20 protein-coding genes are annotated in these 19,664 nt (G+C 35.4%); 18 read left to right on the top strand and 2 right to left on the bottom strand.

Going from position 1 to position 19,664, the window contains the following annotated elements:
* Positions 1–27: 27 nt before the first annotated feature.
* Entirely contained in the window at positions 28–612 is a 585-nt protein-coding gene (locus AC58NB_RS06610; RefSeq protein WP_497426041.1) for a CotO family spore coat protein, read from the top strand.
* Between the two features lie 246 nt (positions 613–858).
* Here AC58NB_RS06610 and AC58NB_RS06605 read toward each other — a convergent pair whose 3' ends face one another.
* Positions 859–1,356: a CotY/CotZ family spore coat protein gene (locus tag AC58NB_RS06605; protein WP_497426040.1), complete on the bottom strand. Its 498-nt coding sequence runs from the start codon at positions 1,354–1,356 to the stop codon at positions 859–861.
* Positions 1,357–1,477: 121 nt separating this feature from the next.
* Here AC58NB_RS06605 and AC58NB_RS06600 point away from each other — a divergent pair, with 121 nt between their 5' ends.
* The 13 genes from AC58NB_RS06600 to AC58NB_RS06540 all read left to right on the top strand — a co-directional run bounded on the left by AC58NB_RS06600 (position 1,478) and on the right by AC58NB_RS06540 (position 12,586).
* Positions 1,478–1,837, top strand: coding sequence for a DUF1360 domain-containing protein (locus AC58NB_RS06600; protein ID WP_497426039.1), 360 nt, complete (start codon positions 1,478–1,480; stop codon positions 1,835–1,837).
* A gap of 642 nt (positions 1,838–2,479) precedes the next feature.
* A complete protein-coding gene (locus AC58NB_RS06595) occupies positions 2,480–2,974 on the top strand; it encodes a dihydrofolate reductase (protein ID WP_497426038.1) in 495 nt (164 codons plus the stop codon).
* 19 nt (positions 2,975–2,993) lie between these two features.
* Positions 2,994–3,710, top strand: coding sequence for a lysophospholipid acyltransferase family protein (locus AC58NB_RS06590; RefSeq protein WP_497426037.1), 717 nt, complete (start codon positions 2,994–2,996; stop codon positions 3,708–3,710).
* Positions 3,711–4,106: 396 nt separating this feature from the next.
* A complete protein-coding gene (ilvA, locus tag AC58NB_RS06585; RefSeq protein WP_497426036.1) occupies positions 4,107–5,375 on the top strand; it encodes a threonine ammonia-lyase IlvA in 1,269 nt (422 codons plus the stop codon).
* 146 nt (positions 5,376–5,521) lie between these two features.
* Positions 5,522–5,716: a twin-arginine translocase TatA/TatE family subunit gene (locus tag AC58NB_RS06580; protein WP_497426035.1), complete on the top strand. Its 195-nt coding sequence runs from the start codon at positions 5,522–5,524 to the stop codon at positions 5,714–5,716.
* A gap of 80 nt (positions 5,717–5,796) precedes the next feature.
* Positions 5,797–6,534, top strand: a complete 738-nt coding sequence (gene tatC / locus AC58NB_RS06575; protein ID WP_497426034.1) for a twin-arginine translocase subunit TatC — start codon at positions 5,797–5,799, stop codon at positions 6,532–6,534.
* A 345-nt stretch (positions 6,535–6,879) separates the two neighbouring features.
* The gene (locus tag AC58NB_RS06570) at positions 6,880–7,722 is read left to right on the top strand and encodes a DegV family protein (protein WP_497426033.1); all 843 of its coding nucleotides are present in this window, start codon (positions 6,880–6,882) and stop codon (positions 7,720–7,722) included.
* Positions 7,723–7,889: 167 nt separating this feature from the next.
* Positions 7,890–8,045 (top strand): ATP-binding protein, encoded by a 156-nt coding sequence (locus AC58NB_RS06565; RefSeq protein ID WP_497426032.1) that lies wholly within the window; start codon positions 7,890–7,892, stop codon positions 8,043–8,045.
* 233 nt (positions 8,046–8,278) lie between these two features.
* Entirely contained in the window at positions 8,279–9,379 is a 1,101-nt protein-coding gene (locus tag AC58NB_RS06560) for a metallophosphoesterase (protein ID WP_497426031.1), read from the top strand.
* Between the two features lie 562 nt (positions 9,380–9,941).
* Positions 9,942–10,484, top strand: a complete 543-nt coding sequence (locus AC58NB_RS06555) for an SCO family protein (protein ID WP_497426030.1) — start codon at positions 9,942–9,944, stop codon at positions 10,482–10,484.
* 94 nt (positions 10,485–10,578) lie between these two features.
* Positions 10,579–11,436 carry an SGNH/GDSL hydrolase family protein gene (locus tag AC58NB_RS06550; RefSeq protein ID WP_497426029.1) on the top strand — a complete coding sequence of 286 codons (858 nt, stop codon included), beginning with the start codon at positions 10,579–10,581 and terminating at the stop codon, positions 11,434–11,436.
* Positions 11,417–12,013 (top strand): YpmS family protein, encoded by a 597-nt coding sequence (locus AC58NB_RS06545; protein ID WP_497426028.1) that lies wholly within the window; start codon positions 11,417–11,419, stop codon positions 12,011–12,013. The genes AC58NB_RS06550 and AC58NB_RS06545 overlap by 20 nt, the downstream gene beginning before the upstream one ends.
* 141 nt (positions 12,014–12,154) lie before the next feature.
* Positions 12,155–12,586, top strand: coding sequence for a WapI family immunity protein (locus AC58NB_RS06540; protein WP_497426027.1), 432 nt, complete (start codon positions 12,155–12,157; stop codon positions 12,584–12,586).
* Positions 12,587–12,721: 135 nt separating this feature from the next.
* Here AC58NB_RS06540 and AC58NB_RS06535 read toward each other — a convergent pair whose 3' ends face one another.
* Positions 12,722–13,468, bottom strand: a complete 747-nt coding sequence (locus AC58NB_RS06535; protein WP_497426026.1) for a DUF4397 domain-containing protein — start codon at positions 13,466–13,468, stop codon at positions 12,722–12,724.
* A gap of 165 nt (positions 13,469–13,633) precedes the next feature.
* On the opposite strand from AC58NB_RS06535, the gene msrA reads away from it, so the two are divergent.
* The 4 genes from msrA to AC58NB_RS06515 all read left to right on the top strand — a co-directional run bounded on the left by msrA (position 13,634) and on the right by AC58NB_RS06515 (position 19,663).
* Entirely contained in the window at positions 13,634–14,158 is a 525-nt protein-coding gene (gene msrA, locus AC58NB_RS06530; protein WP_497426025.1) for a peptide-methionine (S)-S-oxide reductase MsrA, read from the top strand.
* Positions 14,155–14,583 (top strand): peptide-methionine (R)-S-oxide reductase MsrB, encoded by a 429-nt coding sequence (msrB, locus tag AC58NB_RS06525; protein ID WP_497426024.1) that lies wholly within the window; start codon positions 14,155–14,157, stop codon positions 14,581–14,583. The genes msrA and msrB overlap by 4 nt, the downstream gene beginning before the upstream one ends.
* A gap of 444 nt (positions 14,584–15,027) precedes the next feature.
* Positions 15,028–17,061, top strand: a complete 2,034-nt coding sequence (locus AC58NB_RS06520; protein ID WP_497426023.1) for a helix-turn-helix domain-containing protein — start codon at positions 15,028–15,030, stop codon at positions 17,059–17,061.
* 436 nt (positions 17,062–17,497) lie between these two features.
* Complete coding sequence (locus AC58NB_RS06515) at positions 17,498–19,663, top strand: acetate--CoA ligase family protein (protein WP_497426022.1); 2,166 nt, start codon at positions 17,498–17,500, stop codon at positions 19,661–19,663.
* The last annotated feature ends 1 nt before the right edge of the window (position 19,664 follow it).

The raw sequence follows: 19,664 nt of genomic DNA, 5'->3' as shown, positions 1-19,664 counted from the left end.
GACCCATTAATGAAAGGAAGAATAATTATGAATAGTAATAAATCAAATAATAATAATAAAGAACCTTTATTTTATATTATACAACCAGTGAACAAAAGTAAGTTGATCACTCAGAATATGCAGGAAATTTTCCACAGTAAGGGAAGTGTCAAAGAAGAGGAAAATAAATCACATGAAGACAAAGCAACTGTAATAAATGAATATAATGAGGATATACAAACTAAAGACACATTAGAAGAAAATATCGATAGTATCACTAAAGATCAAAAGGATTTACAGATTGAAGAGACATTCGAAGAATATACCGATATTACCATAAAGAATCATTTGTTAAAAGGAAAAACAAGCCAGAGTGAAGAAAACGTGGATTTGGTTGAAAATAAAGAAATTCAAGTTGAAAGAGACATTCTAAAAGATGATCTTCGTATGAAATTAATAAGGTTAGCAAGGTATCCGGCTGTAGTGGAAAAACCATTCTGTGAAATAAAAACTGAGGGAGAGACAATTGTTGGGCAAATAGAGAGTAAACGTGGTGAAATTTTAAAGGTAAAAGTAGGTGGAAAAATTAGATTAATTGAGATAGATGATATTCATGAACTTTCTATTATATAAAATTAAATAAAAATGACCTTATTTTTCTTAAAATCGAAAAATAGGGTCCTCTTTTTTTATGATATAGTAGCTTCTGCCTAAACAAAAAAAGGTAAATTTCATAAGATGTATCAGAAGGAAAGGATAAGCCTAAAGGTAACATTAATCGGCAATTGAAAATTATAAAAACCTAAAATTATTAGAAGAAAACCTGAGGAGATATCCCCAGGCTCTAAATATATTGATTATAAAATTTAACCTGCCAGTTTATTTATAATCATGATGGATGGCTACAGGACAAAGGCAAGCAACTGCTCCGAACATAGTCAAATCAACAGTAATATAAGCGTCAGTACCTACGAGTTCCTCAAAATAATGATCTTCTGAATGATGATGGTTATCTGAATCTATATCCTCTGAATAATGATCCTTTTTCTTTAATAATTCTAATGTTGCACAGCAAGTATCAGAGTCAACATTATCGATACGGAAAATTTTAGATTCAGTAAAATGGCAGCTTCCCTTTTTTTGGACTGCGCCATGTCCTTCAAATAATTCTCCAGTGTTAAATACAGTAAGCATAATTGGAATTGTATTATATTTGTATCCTCCAAATAGTTTTCCATTGTTTAATTCGTTAATTGCTCTTTCGCAACCCTTACCAAGAGTTTCTTCATCGGGCTTTACTAAATCCTGAGCTTCTGCAATAGCCAGTAAAGTATCACAAATACAACTAGATGTTTCAAAATCAGAACCGCAGCTCATAATTTCTCCTCCTTAATGAAATCATTTCCCTAACAGATTATGAAAACTAGGGTATTGTTGTATGAGTATTTAGCCTATTTTTGAATGTATTTATAAAAAATGAAGAGGAAGAAGGTTAATAATGGAGCTAGATATTATAAAAATATTTATTATTGGATTGGCAGCCTTTCGGTTAACACGCCTATTCGTGTTTGATAAAATCACCGAATTTATCAGGAAGCCATTTTTTGAGGAAATCAGTGAAGTTGATGAGGAAGGTAATGAAATCATTTTTTATGTGGCAAAAGATAAGGGGATCAAACATTTTTTTGGAGAATTACTTAGTTGTCATTGGTGTACGGGAATATGGGTTAGTATAGGATTAGTTATACTCGATTATTTCTTTCCGGTTATTAGCAATTTTGTATTGATGGTTCTGTGTGTGGCTGCAATTGGTTCAATAGTTGAAACAATTATTGGCAAGTTAAATGCAGATGAATAAATTTTTCTCTGCGAAGCTCCGCCAGTTCATTTTACTTAAAGAAGATGACTATATATGTACCGTATCCCATAAGTTTAGAGCTTGTGGGGTTTATTTATAACTAAATATTGTGTAGTGAACGATGTGAAAACTTTGAGAGAATATCATTAAAGAGAAAATAAAATATATTGCTAATAATATTATTGAAGCATTATAGAAACAAAGTTATTATAGTGTATAGTGCATATGAGTAGGATATAGTTGCATTGAGATTCTACAAAATTTTAAAAAAGATTAGTATTACTGTTTTTTTAACATAATTATTTAATGGGTTTATAAATACGTATCAACATACTTGAAATGGTTAGATAGGTTCAATACTAATTAAGTTAGTAGGAATTATAAACACTTTCTATACTTACAATAATATTATTTTAAGTATATTGGAGACTGTTAAACGTAGATGGCCTTATATATAACCGCTCTGGATCGTCTTTTTCTTCCTTATGTATTAATTTGTAATAGGTACTTATTAGATTGGCAACGATTATGGAACGTAGATTTATACTTTAATTATGAAGAATCACATTAGTTTGTGATTTGATTTGTGAATATACTTCATTATTTCACAAATCATATCAAATGAAATAAAGGAGGAATAACATGTTTTCAATTGTCGTAGCACATGACCGTAATCAGGTTATTGGTGTTAATAATAATCTTCCATGGCGTATTCCTGCAGACATGGCCCATGTAAAACAAACCACGATGGGTAAAATTCTGATTATGGGTCGAAAAACTTTTGATTCGATCGGAAGACCCCTTCCTGGCAGGACAAATGTCGTTTTAACAAAAGACCCTTCTTGGGCTCTCGATGGGGTTAGAGTCGTGCATTCAGTGGACGAAATTCTTCAGATTGAAAAAAATACAGATACTGAATGCATCATATTCGGCGGTCAAGTATTATTTGAACAGCTTCTTCCATATGTCACAAAAATTTATTTGACCTACATCGATCATCATTTTGAAGGGGATACATTCTTCCCTATCCAAAATTATGAAGAAAATTGGGAATTGATCTTCAGTGAAAAAGGACCTAAAGACGAGAAAAATCCATATGATTATTACTTTAAAGAGTACATACGTAAAAAGGATTAAATTCAGGAGGTTCATATCATTGTTACGTTTAATTTATATGTTTCTTTATTTATGCGTCTATTTACTGTTCAGTTTACCTGAATTAGTAAAAATGAAAAAAGTCTACGAGCACAATGATGCAAAAGATGATGTGTTACTACATCGAATTCCTAAAAAATGGGGTAAAGGGTTTTTAAAGAATTCAGGTTGTGAACTAGAAGTGGAAGGAATCGAACATATTCCCGACGGACCTGTATTATTTGTTGGAAATCATGAAGGGAATTTTGATATACCAGTTTTACTGGCTGGAATTCCGAAGCCTTTTGGCTTTATTTCAAAAATCGAAGTAAAAAAGATTCCAATCGTTGCTGGTTGGATGGAGGTAATGGGCTGTGTATTTATGGATCGTAAAGACCGTCGTGCCTCTATACAAGCGATTAGAGAAGGTGTACAGAAGTTAAAGGATGGGCATTCTATGCTGGTTTTTCCTGAGGGTACACGTAACAGAGGCAATGAGATTGGTGAATTTAAAGCGGGATCCTTGCGTCTTGCTAAAGATACAAAGGTTCCGATTGTTCCTTTCATGATTACAGGAACAGCTGATTTATTTGAAAAGAATAATAATAAGATTAAGCCTGGCAAGGTTAAACTCGTTATATTGCCTGCCATCTCCTCTGCGCAATACGAAGAAGGGGGAATGGCTGCAGTTGCTGAACAAATTCATACAAGGATCAAGGAAGAACGAGCAATCTCTTAAAGTTTGCATAACAACAGATTGTCTCAAATAAAAAGCTTAGTTAAATTTGTGGTTAAAGTAAAAACAGGTGGAGAACATGTGTGGAATCTCTCTACCTGTTTTTGTGTTTTTAAGCCTTTATGACTTACTGAAACTGATATTTCAACTTACCTCCCTGTTTAATAGAAGATAAAAAACCTAATAAAAAGTACAACTTTAAATTCTACTCTCTCCATAGGATTAATTAATCCTTTACATGATATTTTATCTATTCTTCAATTTATCTCATTCTTAAGAACCAACATACTATTAAGAGGATGTTTGTTCTATTATATTTATTTTTTCTGAAAATTCTGTTGATTTATATTTCGTACCTGCTATAATTTATGGATTAATAACAGTAATGGGGGAGAGTAGATGGAACATCTAGTGAGTACAAATCAAGGATTACCGCTTAAACAAATTTTAATCGCCTACCAACAGTTAAAGGACAAAGTTGCTCATACTCCCTTGCAAAAAAATAAACGATTGTCAGAGAAGTATAATTGCAATGTTTACTTAAAAAGAGAGGACCTCCAATATGTTCGTTCTTTTAAGCTGCGCGGGGCATTTTATGCGATGATGGATTTGTCGGAGGCAGAGTTGGAAAATGGAATTGTCTGTGCAAGTGCCGGTAATCACGCTCAGGGAGTGGCCTATGCATGTAATGAACTGAAGGTGCATGGGAAAATATACATGCCGACAACTACTCCGAGGCAAAAAATTAACCAGGTAGAGTTATTCGGGAAAGAATATGTGGAAATTATCCTGATTGGTGATACGTTTGATGATTCTTTTACAGAAGCGAAGATATGTGAGGAAGATGAGAATCGAACATTTATTCATCCGTTTGATAATCAATCGGTCATTGCGGGACAAGGTACAGTAGCTGTTGAGATCTTTCACGATGTTGATGTTCCTGTCGATTATATTTTCGGAAGCGTTGGTGGCGGTGGATTAATGGCGGGGATTGCTTCATACAGTGCGAGTGTGTCTCCAAATACTGCTTGTATTGGCGTGGAGCCAGTCGGTGCACCTTCTATGCAAACAGCGATCAAGGAAGGACAGGTAGTTAAACTATCACAGATTGAATCCTTTGTGGATGGGGCAGCCGTAAAAGAGGTTGGACAGCAAACCTTCATGATATGTTCTGAACTGTTGAAAGATGTTGTGACCGTCCCGGAAGGAAAAGTCTGCAGTACAATTCTCGAATTATATAATGAACATGCCATTGTGGCAGAACCAGCCGGAGCATTGTCCGTTTCAGCACTGGATATGTACAAAGACCAATTGCCAGGAAAAACAGTAGTATGTATCATTAGCGGTGGAAATAATGATATTGGTAGAATGCAGGATATCAAGGATCGCTCTCTCCAATATGAAGGTCTTTTGCATCATTTTATTGTCCATTTTCCGCAACGTGCCGGTGCATTGCGAGAATTTCTTGATGAAGTGCTTGGTCCGAATGATGATATAACAAGATTCGAATATACGAAGAAAAATAATAAAGATAATGGTCCGGCTCTTGTGGGAATTGAATTACAGAGAAGAGAAAATTATAACGAACTGATGCAAAGGATGGAGAAAAAGGGATTCCAATATGTTGAAGTAAAGAAAGGGAGCAGTCTTTATCAGTTTTTAATATAAGAATAGGCCTTGTTTACCTCCTACAAATACAACCTAAATAAGGGAAAGTTGAAATAAACTGTTTTTATATGAAATAATTTCTTTTCATTACTCTTAAAACATTTATAATAGTAGTAGATTCATATCAGCTTGGGAGGGAAGAAACCATGTTTTCAAATATAGGGGTACCGGGGTTAATATTAATCCTTTTGCTAGTATTGATTATCTTTGGACCTAAGAAGCTACCTGAAATCGGCAGGGCAATGGGTCAAACATTACGAGAATTTAAAAATTCCACAAAAGATTTAACCAGTGATGTAATGGATGATATAAAAGATGTAAAAAAAGAAGTTAGCAAATAATTGAATAGGCTTAACTTAAAGAGGTGTGAGAGTAAATTCTTACACCTCTTTAAAGGGATTCAGAAAGGCGTGACTCTAGTTTGGAAGAGAAAGAATTAAATATGATAGAGCACCTTGATGAATTGAGAACAAGGTTAATCATCACGGTAACTGCTTTTGTACTTTTTTTATGTGTCTCCTTCTTCTTTGTAAAAGATATATATAAATTTTTTACTCGTAATGTGGAAGAGAAGCTTATTGTACTTGGACCGAGTGATGTTATGTGGATCTACTTTACAATAGCCTCAATAGTCGCTATTGCTTGTACAATACCTGTTCTTGCAATTCAACTCTGGTTGTTTGTTAAACCTGCGCTATTAAAACATGAACAAAAGATAACTTTATCGTATATACCTGCTTTATTTCTGTTATTCATTGCTGGCTTGTCTTTCGGTTATTTTGTCATATTCCCGATTGTTATAGGCTTCTTAACAGATCTGGGGAATGATGTGATGACGACAGCCTATACGGCAGAAAAGTATTTTAAATTTATCATTAATATGTCGTTGCCATTTGCTTTTCTTTTTGAACTACCTGTCATCATGATGTTTTTGACATCACTCGGGATTGTTAATCCCTATATGCTGGCGAAGTATAGGAAATACGCTTATTTTGTATTAATCGTTATTGCCATCCTAATTACACCGCCTGAATTTTTATCTGATTTTGTTGTCTCAGTTCCGTTACTGCTCCTGTATGAAATCAGCATATCGCTGTCGAAATATGTATATAAACGAAAGCTTAAGAAAGCGGAACAATTCGAACATGAACTGGATTAATCGAGGGAAGATATGGAGATTGGACAGTGGTTCTTTATACTTACAAGCAAGATAATAGTATTATAAAAAGTTGAGTGTGAATCGTCAGAGGTTCGCACTCTTTCTTTGTAGATAAAAGTTTTACATAGTAGGAAGTTTATACTTTGAGATAATGGGAAAATAGTGACGTGGAGCTCCTCGGAAAAAGTACTTACAATAACAGGTCTTCCTTTCCGAAACAATGAATGGAAAGGAATTTCTCCAGTATAGGCAATATCTATGAAATAATGGCCAAAATAAAATGCGTTTTAATTTCAAATTTTACCGTGTATAATATGAATATTCATACATATAGGAAGTGAAAATATGCCAAATGTTAAAATTGTTACTGACTCAACTCTTGATCTGCCAAAGGAGATCATCAAAGAGAATAACATAACGGTTGTACCACTCTCAATTACGATAGATGGCGAAACATACATTGATGGTGTTGATATTTCACCGAAAGAGTTTATAACAAAAATGCAGCAATCAGAAGAACTTCCAAAAAGCTCACAGCCGCCGGCGGGTGAATTCTTAGAAATTTATAATAAACTGACGGAAGACGGAAGTGAAGTATTATCCATTCACATGACTGCACAAATGAGCGGGACTGTTCAATCGGCACAAACGGCAGCCAGGATGGCCGAGGGAGAAGTTACTGTAGTTAATTCGAAATATATATCTAATGCATTGGCCTTCCAGGTAATAGAAGCAGCTAAACTGTCAAGAGAAGGAAAAACAGTGGATGAGATTGTAGAACGAATTGATCATATAAGGGAAAATACGCGTCTTTTTGTAGTGGTTGATACTCTTGAGAACTTAGTGAAGGGTGGACGAATCGGAAAAGGTAAGGCTATGTTAAGCTCACTTTTGAACATTAAACCGATTGCTTCACTAGATACAGGTGAATATACACCTGTAGCGAAAGTAAGAAGCCAAAGTCAAATTGTGAAATATTTACTAAAGCAGCTTATCCAGGATATTGAAGGGAAAGCTCTGAAAGGGATTGGCATTACTCATGCCGATGCAATGGAACTAGCAACGAAGCTTAAAGAGATGATCATCAAGGAACTTGGCATAGACGATGTACCAATCTATGAAACCACACCTATTATTAGTACACATACAGGAATCGGGGCTATAGGTTTTATGTATTACGCAGAATAAATTATATGATTGTAGAAATACACTATTAGGTAAGAGATAGTGTATTTTTTTATGAACTTTGGTATTGTTTTATATATTTTACAGGAAAATTGCCTAATTTTGTCTAATTATACATAGATACTACAAAATATTTTAAAGAGTATAGTGATTATCAACAGATTGGACGATTGGGTACTGCTTTTTATTTGTTGAAAGATAAAGGCACAGGTATTGGATTGATGGTATGCTATCAAGTCATCGAGAGAATGAATGGTAAGATTGAAGTCGAAAGCGAAACTGACAAAGGTACTACGTTTAGAGTGCATATTCCACTCCACCTATAAATTAGTACCATTTAGACAGTAATAACTTAGTAGGTAGGTGACCAATCCTCCATAGTAGCTATTTGATTGCTTATTGATTAGACTGCATTATTGAATGATTGCAGAGTTCACAAAAAGAAACTAGGAATGAGGGGAATCCATAAAATATAGTGACAAAAATAAAGTCCGGACTTTCGCCTTCTAGAAAAACCACAAAACAACATAATTAATAGCTAAGGAGTATGAAAATACATATGTTCATTGTTATTTTGATTATCGCACTATTGCTTTATAGCGGACTTGTCTACTACATCGGGTGGCGAGGGTACGTTTGGCTTAGACCAGAAACATCAAGCCGTCGGTTCAAGATACTTTACAGTCTGATCGTTGTGCTGGCAGCTAGTTCTCTTATTGTTGGCCGCATTTCTGGGCTCACATTTTTAAATATAATTGGAGCTTACTGGATGGCCTGCTTTTATTTGCTCTTATTGCTAGTTCCTCTTGCGCATATTACGGTTAGCCTCCTGCGCCTAACTAAAATGTCGAGGCATAGAACTCAAAAATGGGCAGGCCTGATCACTTTGGTGCTGCTGTTATCTTTTCTGGTATACGGCACCTATAATGCATACAGTCCTGTTGTTCGCAACTATGAAATTAAATTGGATAAAGGTTCATCTTCTCTCGATTCCCTTCATATTGTAATGGCAGCTGATACACACTTTGGACTGTTGTCAGGTAAAGATCATGCAGAACGTTTAGTAGAGAAGGTCAATAAGCTCAACCCAGATATAATCTTGCTGCCTGGTGATCTTTTTGACGATGATGTTCAACCATTCCTTGATCAAAATATCGATAAAATACTATCTAAGCTTCATGCACCATACGGAGTCTATGCCTCGCTTGGCAACCACGACAAACATGATGGTACCATGCAAGAATTAATTCAAGCATTGGAGCATAGCGGAATCAATGTATTATACGATGAAACGGTGGAAGTTGAAGAGGAATTTACACTCATAGGGCGCAAAGACCGAACCGAGGATGACAGGCTGCCATTAGATAAATTAATGAGTGGTGTGAACCTTGAAAAACCAGCCATTTTATTGGAACATCAGCCTTACGAACTTGATATTGCGCAGCAGGAAGGCGTTGATTTGATGGTATCAGGTCATACCCATCGCGGTCAGATTTTCCCTGGTAACCTAATCACGGATGCGATTTACGAAAATGATTGGGGTTATTTACAAAAGAAACAGATGCACACCATCGTGACCTCAGGTTATGGTTTTTGGGGGCCGCCTATTCGAATTGGTACACGCTCTGAAATAGTCACCATTCAAATCCAGTTTGAGTAGGGATTTTATAAGAATCCTAGAAACTAGATGCAAATAAAGTAAAACTTGAAGTTTATTTAAAATGAATACGCCAGTGTTAAATCAAAAGTGGATTGACAGCCTAGCCACGGTACGCTTACGAATTAGGTGAAAATTTAATACTAATGCTTCTATACATTTAATACTTGTATCAGATTATCGGCAGAAGGAATTCAGTAAGGCTCTTAGAGTTCTAAATCTGAATTCCTTCTTTATTTTTTATATATCTTACGAAAGGTAAATCTTCTATAAACAGCGTCCTATCTTCTGCAGAATAGGAGAGACCTATGGGAAGAAGCGTACCAAATCCCCATATCAAAGAGCACGAGGAGGCTTGATGCTTGCTTGCGGAAAGCAAGCTCTTTCTGCGGAAAACAGTGTTATCCGTAAAGGAAAGAACAGTGGACAGGGAAAACCACGAATCATAGGCAAAATACTTTTGTGAAAATACAGAATTTGATAAAATTAGCAGGAATAGAGATCAATCACAGGGTGGGTATTCATGAGAAATTTTGGCAAAATAGCAATAATTTTTTTTCTACTTATGATCGTAAATGCATGTTCCCAACAAGAGATACCCAATGCAAAGGATTGGAAGGTAAACGATTTTACCTTTACTGACCAAAATGAAAACAACCTTTCAAAAGGTGATTTAGAAGGAAAAGTGTGGATTGCTGACTTTATATTTACCAATTGTAATACGGTCTGTTTACCCATGACATCTAATATGAAAAAGCTTCAGGATAAGATATCAGAAGAGGGTCTTGAAGATGTACAGATTGTATCCTTTAGTGTAGATCCTGAGTTTGATAATCCTGCTGTATTAAAAAAATATGGCGAAAGTTTTCAGGCGGATTTTGACAATTGGAGCTTTTTGACGGGGTATGACCAGGAAACAATCGAAAGCTTGGCAAAAGATAGCTTTAAATTATTGGTCTCAAAACCGGCTGAAGGAGATCAGGTCATTCATGGAACCAGTTTTTCACTGGTCAATCAAGATGGAATAGTCGTTCAGCAATATTCTGGACTTGAAGATATACCATTCGATGATATTATAAAGCATATAAAAATACTACAGTCAAATTAGGGGGCAGGGAAACCTGTCCTTTTTTATATCATATTGATAATTGTTGTAAATATAATGAATATACTAAGAGTAATCTTTAGGCAGGTGACATCTTATGTTTTGGAAAACTTCGATTACGGTGATGCTGACTTTTATGCTTGCTGGGTGTAATTCATTTCAATCATTATTTGGAAAGGAAATAGAAGATCACTCAACTTCTTATCTAACGAAAGCAATAAAACGAGAGATCCCTGAGGATTTTTTCCCAACTAATATAAATATCGTATCTTTAGGGGACTCCTTAACACAGGGTGTCGGGGACAGCAGTGAAAGTGGTGGATACATTCCTTATTTAGTGTCCTATTTAGAACAAAATAAAGGGATAAAAGAAGCTGGATTTAATAACCATGGTGTTCGAGGCAATCGAACAACGGATCTCTTAGAAAGACTGAAAACACCACAATTAATGATGGATATCCAACAGGCAGATGCCATTGTGATTACAATTGGCGGGAATGATATCATGAAAGTGGTAAAAGACCAATTTACAAATTTAACGATGCAAGATTTTTATCTTGAAGCTAATCATTATGAAGAGAGATTAGAAGAGATTTTTAGTATAATTAGACAATATAATAAGGAAGCGGATATCTATTTTGTCGGCTTGTATAACCCATTTGGGAAATGGATTTCTGCTTTTCAGGAACTTGATATGATTATGGATGATTGGAATAACATCAGTCAGGAAATCGTCACTAGGGATCCTAATGGTTATTTTATACGGATTGATGACGCGTTTTCAAATTCAGACGAAAATCTATTATACAAAGAAGATTATTTTCATCCGAATGACAGGGGTTATGAAATCATTGCTTCACGAATATATGACGAAATGAAAGAGCGTATTAAAGAAAATATAAAAAGTATGAGGATGGCCAATGAGGGGGAGAAGAATGGGGAGAATCTTCAATAAAAATAATAAGTGGCAGCTGCTTTTTTTAGGATTATTAACTATTAATTTAATTGCAGCAAGTATTCTGTTTTACTGGATGACTCGTCCAATAAAAGATGATGAATCATTAAATAAGCTAGCCCAAAACAAGGAAACAGTGGAAATTCCGTTTACTTCAAATAAGGAAGATCTTAATCGAATTATTAATCATTATATTGAGGAAGAAAGCTCGGATAGCCCCATTAAATATGATGTTCTTTTGAAGGAAAATCTTGAATTGTATGGATCATTATCAGCGTTTGGAAGGAATGTCGAGCTTAAGGTTTTATTTGAACCTGTTACATTAGAAAATGGGGATGTGCTTTTAAAGCATGAATCTATTCAAATTGGCGGAATGAGTTTACCGGCAACATTTGTCCTAAATTATATCAATGAAAAATATAAGATGCCTAATTGGGTTATGATCAGACCAAGTGAAAAAACAATTTATTTGGCATTGAGCAAAATGGATTTGAAGAGCGGAATAACGGTTAAAGCAAAAGCGTTTGATTTGAAAAATGATGATATTGAGTTAAGTTTATTAGTTCCAGTAGAATAATTGAAAAAGAGGAATTGTACCATGAATGATGGATGCAGCTCCTCTTTTGTGTTTTGGCTGCTTTCATATAGATTGCTGCTAATGTAGGTATTTATTTAGCTATAGAACAGCGCTAAAAGGTATTAAAATATGAGGTGGTATATGAAGTTTCATCTGTTAGGAGAAAAAACTAAAGTTGAAATAGATGTCTTAGCTCGTGAATATCCGAACAGTTCTGATTACTGGGATGGAAACTGGGTTCTTTCAAATGTGAAAGTTTATATCCCTGGGTATTATGTTGATTTTAATGCGAGTTTAAGAACAGATGACATCAGGGATTTCTTTACTGACTTGAAGGCTATGAATAGGAATTTAGCAGGTAAAGCTATATTGAAAAATTTAGATAGCTTTATACATCTTGAAGGTGAAATGGATAAGTTGGGGCATATCAAATGGTCTGGAGAAACCTGTTATCCAGCAGGAAGCGGTGCTGTACTAACCTTCGAATTCACATCAAATCAATCCTATTTAGAGGATTTGATTAAAGAATTAGAGAAAATAACTTATGAATATTCCGTAATAGGTAATCCATAACAGAGGCAATATGCTTTAGTTAAACAACGGAGAAAGCAAAAAAAGGTGCAGAACCCCAAAAGTTAGAATAAAAAACGAACTTTTGAGGTGTTTTATATGGGATAGTAATAATCTCTTTACGAAAACAAACTTATTTTAAATAAACAAAATCTCCACATCTTTATGATCATCGTCTTTACTTAGGACAGCCATTGTATAGATCTGATCCGGATGGAGGGTAACGGAAAAAGGATTAAGTATTAACTCTTTAGATTTTGAACACTTCACTAATATTTCAATTGTCATGGGAGTTAATCCAAGATAGGAGCTGGGCTTTTTAAAGGCTAAATTAGAAAAAATGGTATCTCCGCCTGTCACGGCAATATCAATTCCATCCGAATCAGGATTGAGATTCAGACAATTTAATTTTGTCTCTTTGCTGGGGAGGGAAAGATTATCCTCCATTAAAAAGAGAGAAGCTTTTTTATCTCCTGTAGCAATGATGGTATAAGGGGTTCCCTCTTTAATTGCTATTTTTCTGCTTAACAAAGCGGTGTGTAACTGACCGCTTGAATAAAGGTCAACTTGATACTTCCCTTCAGGAAGGGATAAATAATGACTGACCGATTTAAAGGGTACATGCCGGAAAATTCTCGTTTCGTTTATATACATATCTATATTTTTTGCAGACGAAAGAGCATGGAAGAATCTCACCTTTCCAATCGTAGAGCGATCTTTACTCTCTTTTTCGGCAGGATTTTGATACCTTAGCTGATTCATAAAATGTAAATGCTGAAGGTAGTAGTTTATAGATAACTCTGGATTGGAGTATTTATAGTACTGGGATAATAAATCGTACTTTTGGGCCTTTCGATGATTGCTTTCTGTATTGAAAGTGGACATTGCTCTCACTCCTCGAATATCCAAATTATACTCTAGCTATATGCAATAAGGCTTAGGCAAGTGTCTAAATTTGTAAAAATCGTAAGCAAACCATTTTCTTAATAGACAAATAAAGGTTAAACTAACTAATACATTAATAAAATGAAACAAAATGGAGGTAGGATAATGGAAAAAGCAATATTTGCCGGTGGGTGTTTCTGGTGTATGGTAAAACCTTTTGATACATTCCCTGGAGTAGAAAGCGTCATTTCGGGTTATACAGGCGGACATAAAGTAAATCCTACTTACGAAGAAGTTTGCGCAGGTACAACTGGTCATGTTGAAGCAGTTGAAATTACATTTAATCCAGATATTATAAATTATAAATCGATTGTCGAGTTATTCTGGCAGCAAATTGATCCAACAGATGATGGAGGACAATTTTGTGACCGCGGAGAATCTTATAAGACAGCTATTTTTTATACAACAGAGGAACAGAAGGAAGTTGCGGAACAGTCTAAACAAGAGTTAGGGAATAGCGGCAGATTTACAAAAGAAATAGTAACACCGATTCTCCCTGCTAAGACTTTTTATCCGGCTGAGGAATATCATCAAGATTTCTATAAGAAAAATAAGGCACATTATGAATCCTATCAAGTAGGTTCAGGGCGTGCTGGATTTATAAATGAGCATTGGAGTGAAAAGAAATGACCAATTATTCTGAGCGTCTAAAAAAATTATCTCCAATTCAATATGAGGTAACACAACAAAACGGGACGGAACCTCCATTCCGTAATGAATATTGGGATCATGAGGAAGATGGTATCTATGTTGACATTGTTTCTGGAAAGCCACTTTTCAGCTCGTTGGATAAGTACGATGCAGGGTGTGGATGGCCAAGTTTTACAAAGCCAATTGATGAACTTGAAATAATTGAAAAAGACGATTATTCATTGAGCGTGAGAAGAATAGAAGTCAGGAGTAATGAAGCAGATTCTCATCTTGGCCATGTATTCCCTGATGGACCTGGTCCAGATGGATTAAGATACTGTATAAATTCTGCGTCCCTAAAGTTTATTCCAAAAGAAGATTTGGAAGCGCAAGGTTACGAACAATATAAAAAATTATTTAAGTAATGGAAACGAGTAGAAGGGTTTATTCTAGTATTTTGATATAAATACTAGATGGGACGTATATATGGAGTAGCTATATAGCTGGTGTGAAGATGGTGTTGAACCAGAATCATGCCAGCTATTTTTTACATTAAACTAGAAAATGAGACAATATTTCTCCGTAAAATAATTTCGTAAAAATAGCACTTCTTGATTATTAAATTTGAATCTCCAAATAACTTTACTACAGGTAAACGGCTGTCAATGATAGATAAAGAGGAATCCATTAGGATATGGATGGAGAATTTGTTTCATTCTTGTAAAAAATAGGAAAAGTGCAAGGTGAATCGTGTTGATATGTAGAATGTTTAATAGGGCGATGAAATAACTAATGGATGTTCGGAAGTTTTTCATAGGATTCTTTAAGGAGGCATATTTATTGAATAGATTTCTTGGAGGTCTACAATAATGGAGAAAAATTTAAATGATGAATTACTTTCTGCCAATGAAAGAGTTATTGGGAGAAAGTATGTCAATAAAGAGCAAATGACAAGTCAATGGGCAAGAAAAATTGATGATTTTATCGTTATCTGTATATATGAGCAAAATTTAAAAAATGAAGCGGATGAGATCAATACCCGTTCTTTGCAGTTGGACAAACAAAAAATCAATTCTTTTATGATTTGGCAGAGGGCATATAAAGATAGTGAAGCCTTATTTATTAACCTGCGTGTAGCAGCTCGAAATCAAATGATCACTCATATTAGCAAGTTTATTGTCGATCATCTTAAAAATAAATATGAAAGTAGACTGCAAGCCAATTCTGGAAGAAAAAATAGTAAAAAAATAATCTATGATGTAGAAAAAGCAGAGGATACGATAGAAAATTTTATTAAGAAGCACTCCTTTCTGGCTGATTTTGCTGTTTGGGATGAATTTTGTATCTGGCAACAGGTGTATTTAACGGAATGGACTCTTGAAGAGATGCAAAAATCAATTGGTCTAAAACAAATGGAAGCATTGAGCAACCAGGAATTGAATCAACTTTTTTATCAATATATATCAAAAAATCTGTCGGTTAATACTGAATTTATAGCTAAATTCAGCGACATCGTGGATGAGTACATATCCGTTTGGATTGATGAAATCATCATCTCTATGGATATGGAAAACTATACGAATGAAAAAATTGAGTCGATGCTTTACATACAAAACACTTCTGATTTATCTCTGCAAACTATACCTCAAAAGAAAGACATGACGTACACTTTAACCATTCAAGATTTTATACAGGTTATGAATAATGCTGCGTATCAAAATGTGAGAGAGGCATTGTATAAAAATAACTTTCGTCAGCTCACTAGCACATCATGGCCGACAACACCTTTATATAAAGGAAATATGGAAGGATTTATACAGTTCAGACCTCCCTTTTCATCAGAGGAATCTGTTGCAGGTTCACTAGAAGACTTAGCTTGGAAACAAGCGAAGGAAGTAAATGATTTAGATGTCGATTTATTCGATGCACTTTGCAGTATTTTTCTTTCCAAAGCCAGACACTCGCAGGACCTTATCGAAATTTATTTTGACGATTTACTGTTGGTGAGAGGTTTAAAGGCAAAGTTAGGGGGTGAAGGGCGTCGGGGTGGGTATGAACATAAACAACGCAAACAAATTTTGGAATCGCTTACAAAAATCCAAAGTTTATGGATGGAAATTGAGAGAGCAATTGTTTATGAAAAAGGAAAACCTCTAGAAATGAAATTGCAAGGACGTACGTTTCTGTTTAAAGATCATACCGGGCAAGAACGCAGAATTTTGGAAATGACCGATACGAAGAAATTCCTTTTTACTGTAGATAAGGTTTTTGCTAAATTTTTATATGGTTCAGGCAGGCAAGTTGCATTGCTGCCCATTCAGACATTGCGTTATAATCCCTATCAACAAACATGGGAAAAGCGTTTAGCCAGGTATATAAGCTGGAGGTGGAGAACGCAAGCTAGAAAGGGAGACTTCTTACAACCGAACAAAATACGTACACTTTTAGATACAATAGGAGAGGAGATGAATATCCGAACACCATCGAGGACGAGAGAAAGATTGGAAAAGGCACTTGATACGTTGCAAGCGGATGGTGTTCTTGCAGATTGGTATTATGATAAGTGGGAAGAATCAATTGCAGATCACAAAGGCTGGGCACGTTTATGGCTGAATTGTACGATCATTATTGAGCCACCCACTATTATAAAGGAACATTATCACTCGATAGAAAGAGTAAAAAAAACTAAGTTTGTACAGGAAAAACCACCAGGAATGACGTCACTGGAATCGATTGGTGAACAACTTAGAATAACACGGACCAGGCTTCGTTTGACATTGAGTCAAGTAGCTGAGGAACTTGAAGTTTCCCCATCTTACGTTAGTCATATTGAACGTGGAATCAAAATGCCTTCTATTAAACTTCAAAATAGATTAGTGAATTGGCTGAAACGATTTAATTAACCAAAGGAGCTGCCTATAGGTAGCTCCTTTGGTTGTATACAGAGTAATGACTACCATCAATAGAAGTCGTGGTTATCAAGTACGAATGTCGAGGCTATAGAGTACTTCAAAAAGTCAGATAAAAATTTTATCCCTTTAGTTAGTAGGTATGATCAATGGATGAATAAACTTTATACTCCTTAATAATTAAATGATTTTATTTGCACTTTTTTACAAGTACAAAAATGTTGTCTCTATACAATTAGGAGTATAAACCTGGTACCTAGTCAGAAATTTAGCCTCATGTTAAAAAAGAAAATTGTCTTTTGATGGAAGATCTCGTATATGTAGCGGGGACTGTATGATCTGTTAATCATTTTTGAGGTAAGAAAGCAAAACTCCTGATTTAGATGTGAAATTTTAGTGGTTTTAATCAAATGAAATTGAGGTGATTATTGTGACAAATAGTTATAAAACGCTGGAACCATTATTTAATGCTAGTTCAATAGCAGTACTGGGTGCATCTGAGAATAGATATAAAATTGGTTATATTCAATTGAAAGCTCTAATAGACGGGAAATTTGAGGGAGCCATATATCCTATTAATCCTAAAGCAACTCAAATAGAAGGATTAACTTGTTATTCTTCTCTAAGCGAAATACCTGGTCCTGTTGATTTGGCCATTCTTTGTGTAGGTGCAAATCAAATACAGAAAGGGCTCGAAGATTGTGCAGAGAAGCAGGTGAAGGCCGCGATTATATTTGCTTCAGGTTTTTCAGAAGTAGGAGAAGAAGGATTGAAGGTACAAGAGAGTTTAAATGAATATGCCAAGGAGAATGGTATTCGAATCATAGGACCCAATTGCGTTGGCTTAGTAAATACTACAAATGGGTTGATCGGAACGTTCTCACCAGCCATTCTCTCAGTTCCTTTACATGAGGAAAAATCAGTAGGATATGTTTCACAAAGTGGAGCATTTGGTGTGCTTACATATATGGCGGCAGCCCAAAATGGCTTGAGCTTCAATTATTTTGTTAGTGTAGGAAATGAGATGAATATTGAATTCTCGGAAATTGTGGAATATATGGTTCATGATGAGAAAACGAAAGTAATTACCGGTTATTTAGAAGGAGCGAAAAATACAGCTAATCTACGGGCTGTAGCAAAAGAAGCGCTTGACCGGAAGAAACCGATTGTACTTATGAAAACTGGACGCAGTTCAGCCGGCAGTAGAGCAGCTGCTTCTCATACAGGCTCATTAGCAGGTTCAGATGCCATATATGATGCTTTCTTTAAGCAAGCAGGAATTGTCAGAGTAGATGATTATGAGGACATTATTACATTCTCCAAATTATTTTTATCCAATAAGCTACCTCAGGGTAAAAATACGGTTATCATAACCAGTTCCGGTGGAAGAGGGATTAATGAATCGGATCGCTGTGAAGCACTTGGACTAAATGTTATAGCCTTAAATGATAATACGAAAGAAAAGATAAAAGGCTTAATACCATCTTTTGCAAGCGCTTCAAATCCAATTGATCTTACGGCGGCGGCATCCGTTTCTAATCCGGAATTATTTATTGCGCCATTAAGAGCCCTCGTTGAAGATCCAGAGGTGCATAATATCGTCTTAACCGAGTTTCCTTTAGGTTGGGATAAAGACAATGATTATTTAAAAGAATTTATCCAGATATGTAAAAACTCCGACAAGTTTGTGCTTGTGACTACCTTCCCATTGGAAGGGATGTCGGTCCCTAAAGGAACAGCGGAGCTTGAGAAAAATGGGATACCTGTTATCCCAGGCAACTTGAATCCACTTAAAGGGTTAGCTCATTTAGTCGAATATAGCCAATACCTCAAAAAACACCAACAAAGATCACTTCAAGAAGATATTCTTCAAAACACAACACAAGAATTAAACTTTTCTTTACAAGCTGATGCCAATTTAAGTGAATCACAGGCTGCAGATATCTTAGAGCAGTATGGCATTCCAACAACGAAACGTACGGTTACGACCTCTGTTGAAGAAGCGGTTCAATTTGCGAATGAGGTCGGCTATCCGGTCGTATTGAAAGTCGATTCTCCAGATATTCTTCATAAAACAGAAGCAGATGCGATTCGTTTAAATATCGAAAGTGAACAAGAAGTCATACATGCTTTTGAAGAAATTACACTGAATTCAAGGAATTATAACCCAACTGCAAAGATTAATGGCATCTCTGTTCAAGAAATGCTTCCAGAAGGAATTGAAGTCATTATCGGTGCTACGAAAGATCCTGCATTTGGTCCAGTTATCATGTTTGGGCTGGGTGGAATCTTTGTAGAAGTATTTAAAGATATTTCATTTAGAGTAGCTCCTTTAACGCGAAACGATGCGATTGAAATGATTGAAGAAGTGCAGGGATACGCTCTATTGCGTGGAGTACGTGGTCAAAAGACAGCTGACATCAACGCCATCATAGATGTCTTACTAAAGGTTTCTTCCCTTGTCACTGAAGAAAATACACCAATTAAAGAATTGGATATTAATCCGTTAATTGTGTATGAAAATGGCGTAAAAGCAGCTGATGCAATGATTGTTTTGGAAAAAGATATCGTAGAAAAGACAGCAATAAGGGGGTAAT

Source organism: Pradoshia sp. TA40_28, from assembly GCF_059694525.1.
The sequence above is the reverse complement of the archived record's forward strand: the minus strand, read 5'-3'. Positions and strand labels throughout refer to the sequence as shown.

Excerpts from the sequence above, each read along its gene's own strand:
- AC58NB_RS06610 (WP_497426041.1), top strand. The coding sequence starts at position 28 with ATGAATAGTAATAAATCAAATAATAATAATAAAGAACCTTTATTTTAT.
- AC58NB_RS06605 (WP_497426040.1), bottom strand. The coding sequence starts at position 1,356 with ATGAGCTGCGGTTCTGATTTTGAAACATCTAGTTGTATTTGTGATACT.
- AC58NB_RS06600 (WP_497426039.1), top strand. The coding sequence starts at position 1,478 with ATGGAGCTAGATATTATAAAAATATTTATTATTGGATTGGCAGCCTTT.
- AC58NB_RS06595 (WP_497426038.1), top strand. The coding sequence starts at position 2,480 with ATGTTTTCAATTGTCGTAGCACATGACCGTAATCAGGTTATTGGTGTT.
- ilvA (WP_497426036.1), top strand. The coding sequence starts at position 4,107 with ATGGAACATCTAGTGAGTACAAATCAAGGATTACCGCTTAAACAAATT.
- AC58NB_RS06580 (WP_497426035.1), top strand. The coding sequence starts at position 5,522 with ATGTTTTCAAATATAGGGGTACCGGGGTTAATATTAATCCTTTTGCTA.
- AC58NB_RS06570 (WP_497426033.1), top strand. The coding sequence starts at position 6,880 with ATGCCAAATGTTAAAATTGTTACTGACTCAACTCTTGATCTGCCAAAG.
- AC58NB_RS06560 (WP_497426031.1), top strand. The coding sequence starts at position 8,279 with ATGTTCATTGTTATTTTGATTATCGCACTATTGCTTTATAGCGGACTT.
- AC58NB_RS06555 (WP_497426030.1), top strand. The coding sequence starts at position 9,942 with ATGATCGTAAATGCATGTTCCCAACAAGAGATACCCAATGCAAAGGAT.
- AC58NB_RS06550 (WP_497426029.1), top strand. The coding sequence starts at position 10,579 with ATGTTTTGGAAAACTTCGATTACGGTGATGCTGACTTTTATGCTTGCT.
- AC58NB_RS06545 (WP_497426028.1), top strand. The coding sequence starts at position 11,417 with ATGGGGAGAATCTTCAATAAAAATAATAAGTGGCAGCTGCTTTTTTTA.
- AC58NB_RS06540 (WP_497426027.1), top strand. The coding sequence starts at position 12,155 with ATGAAGTTTCATCTGTTAGGAGAAAAAACTAAAGTTGAAATAGATGTC.
- AC58NB_RS06535 (WP_497426026.1), bottom strand. The coding sequence starts at position 13,468 with ATGTCCACTTTCAATACAGAAAGCAATCATCGAAAGGCCCAAAAGTAC.
- msrA (WP_497426025.1), top strand. The coding sequence starts at position 13,634 with ATGGAAAAAGCAATATTTGCCGGTGGGTGTTTCTGGTGTATGGTAAAA.
- msrB (WP_497426024.1), top strand. The coding sequence starts at position 14,155 with ATGACCAATTATTCTGAGCGTCTAAAAAAATTATCTCCAATTCAATAT.
- AC58NB_RS06520 (WP_497426023.1), top strand. The coding sequence starts at position 15,028 with ATGGAGAAAAATTTAAATGATGAATTACTTTCTGCCAATGAAAGAGTT.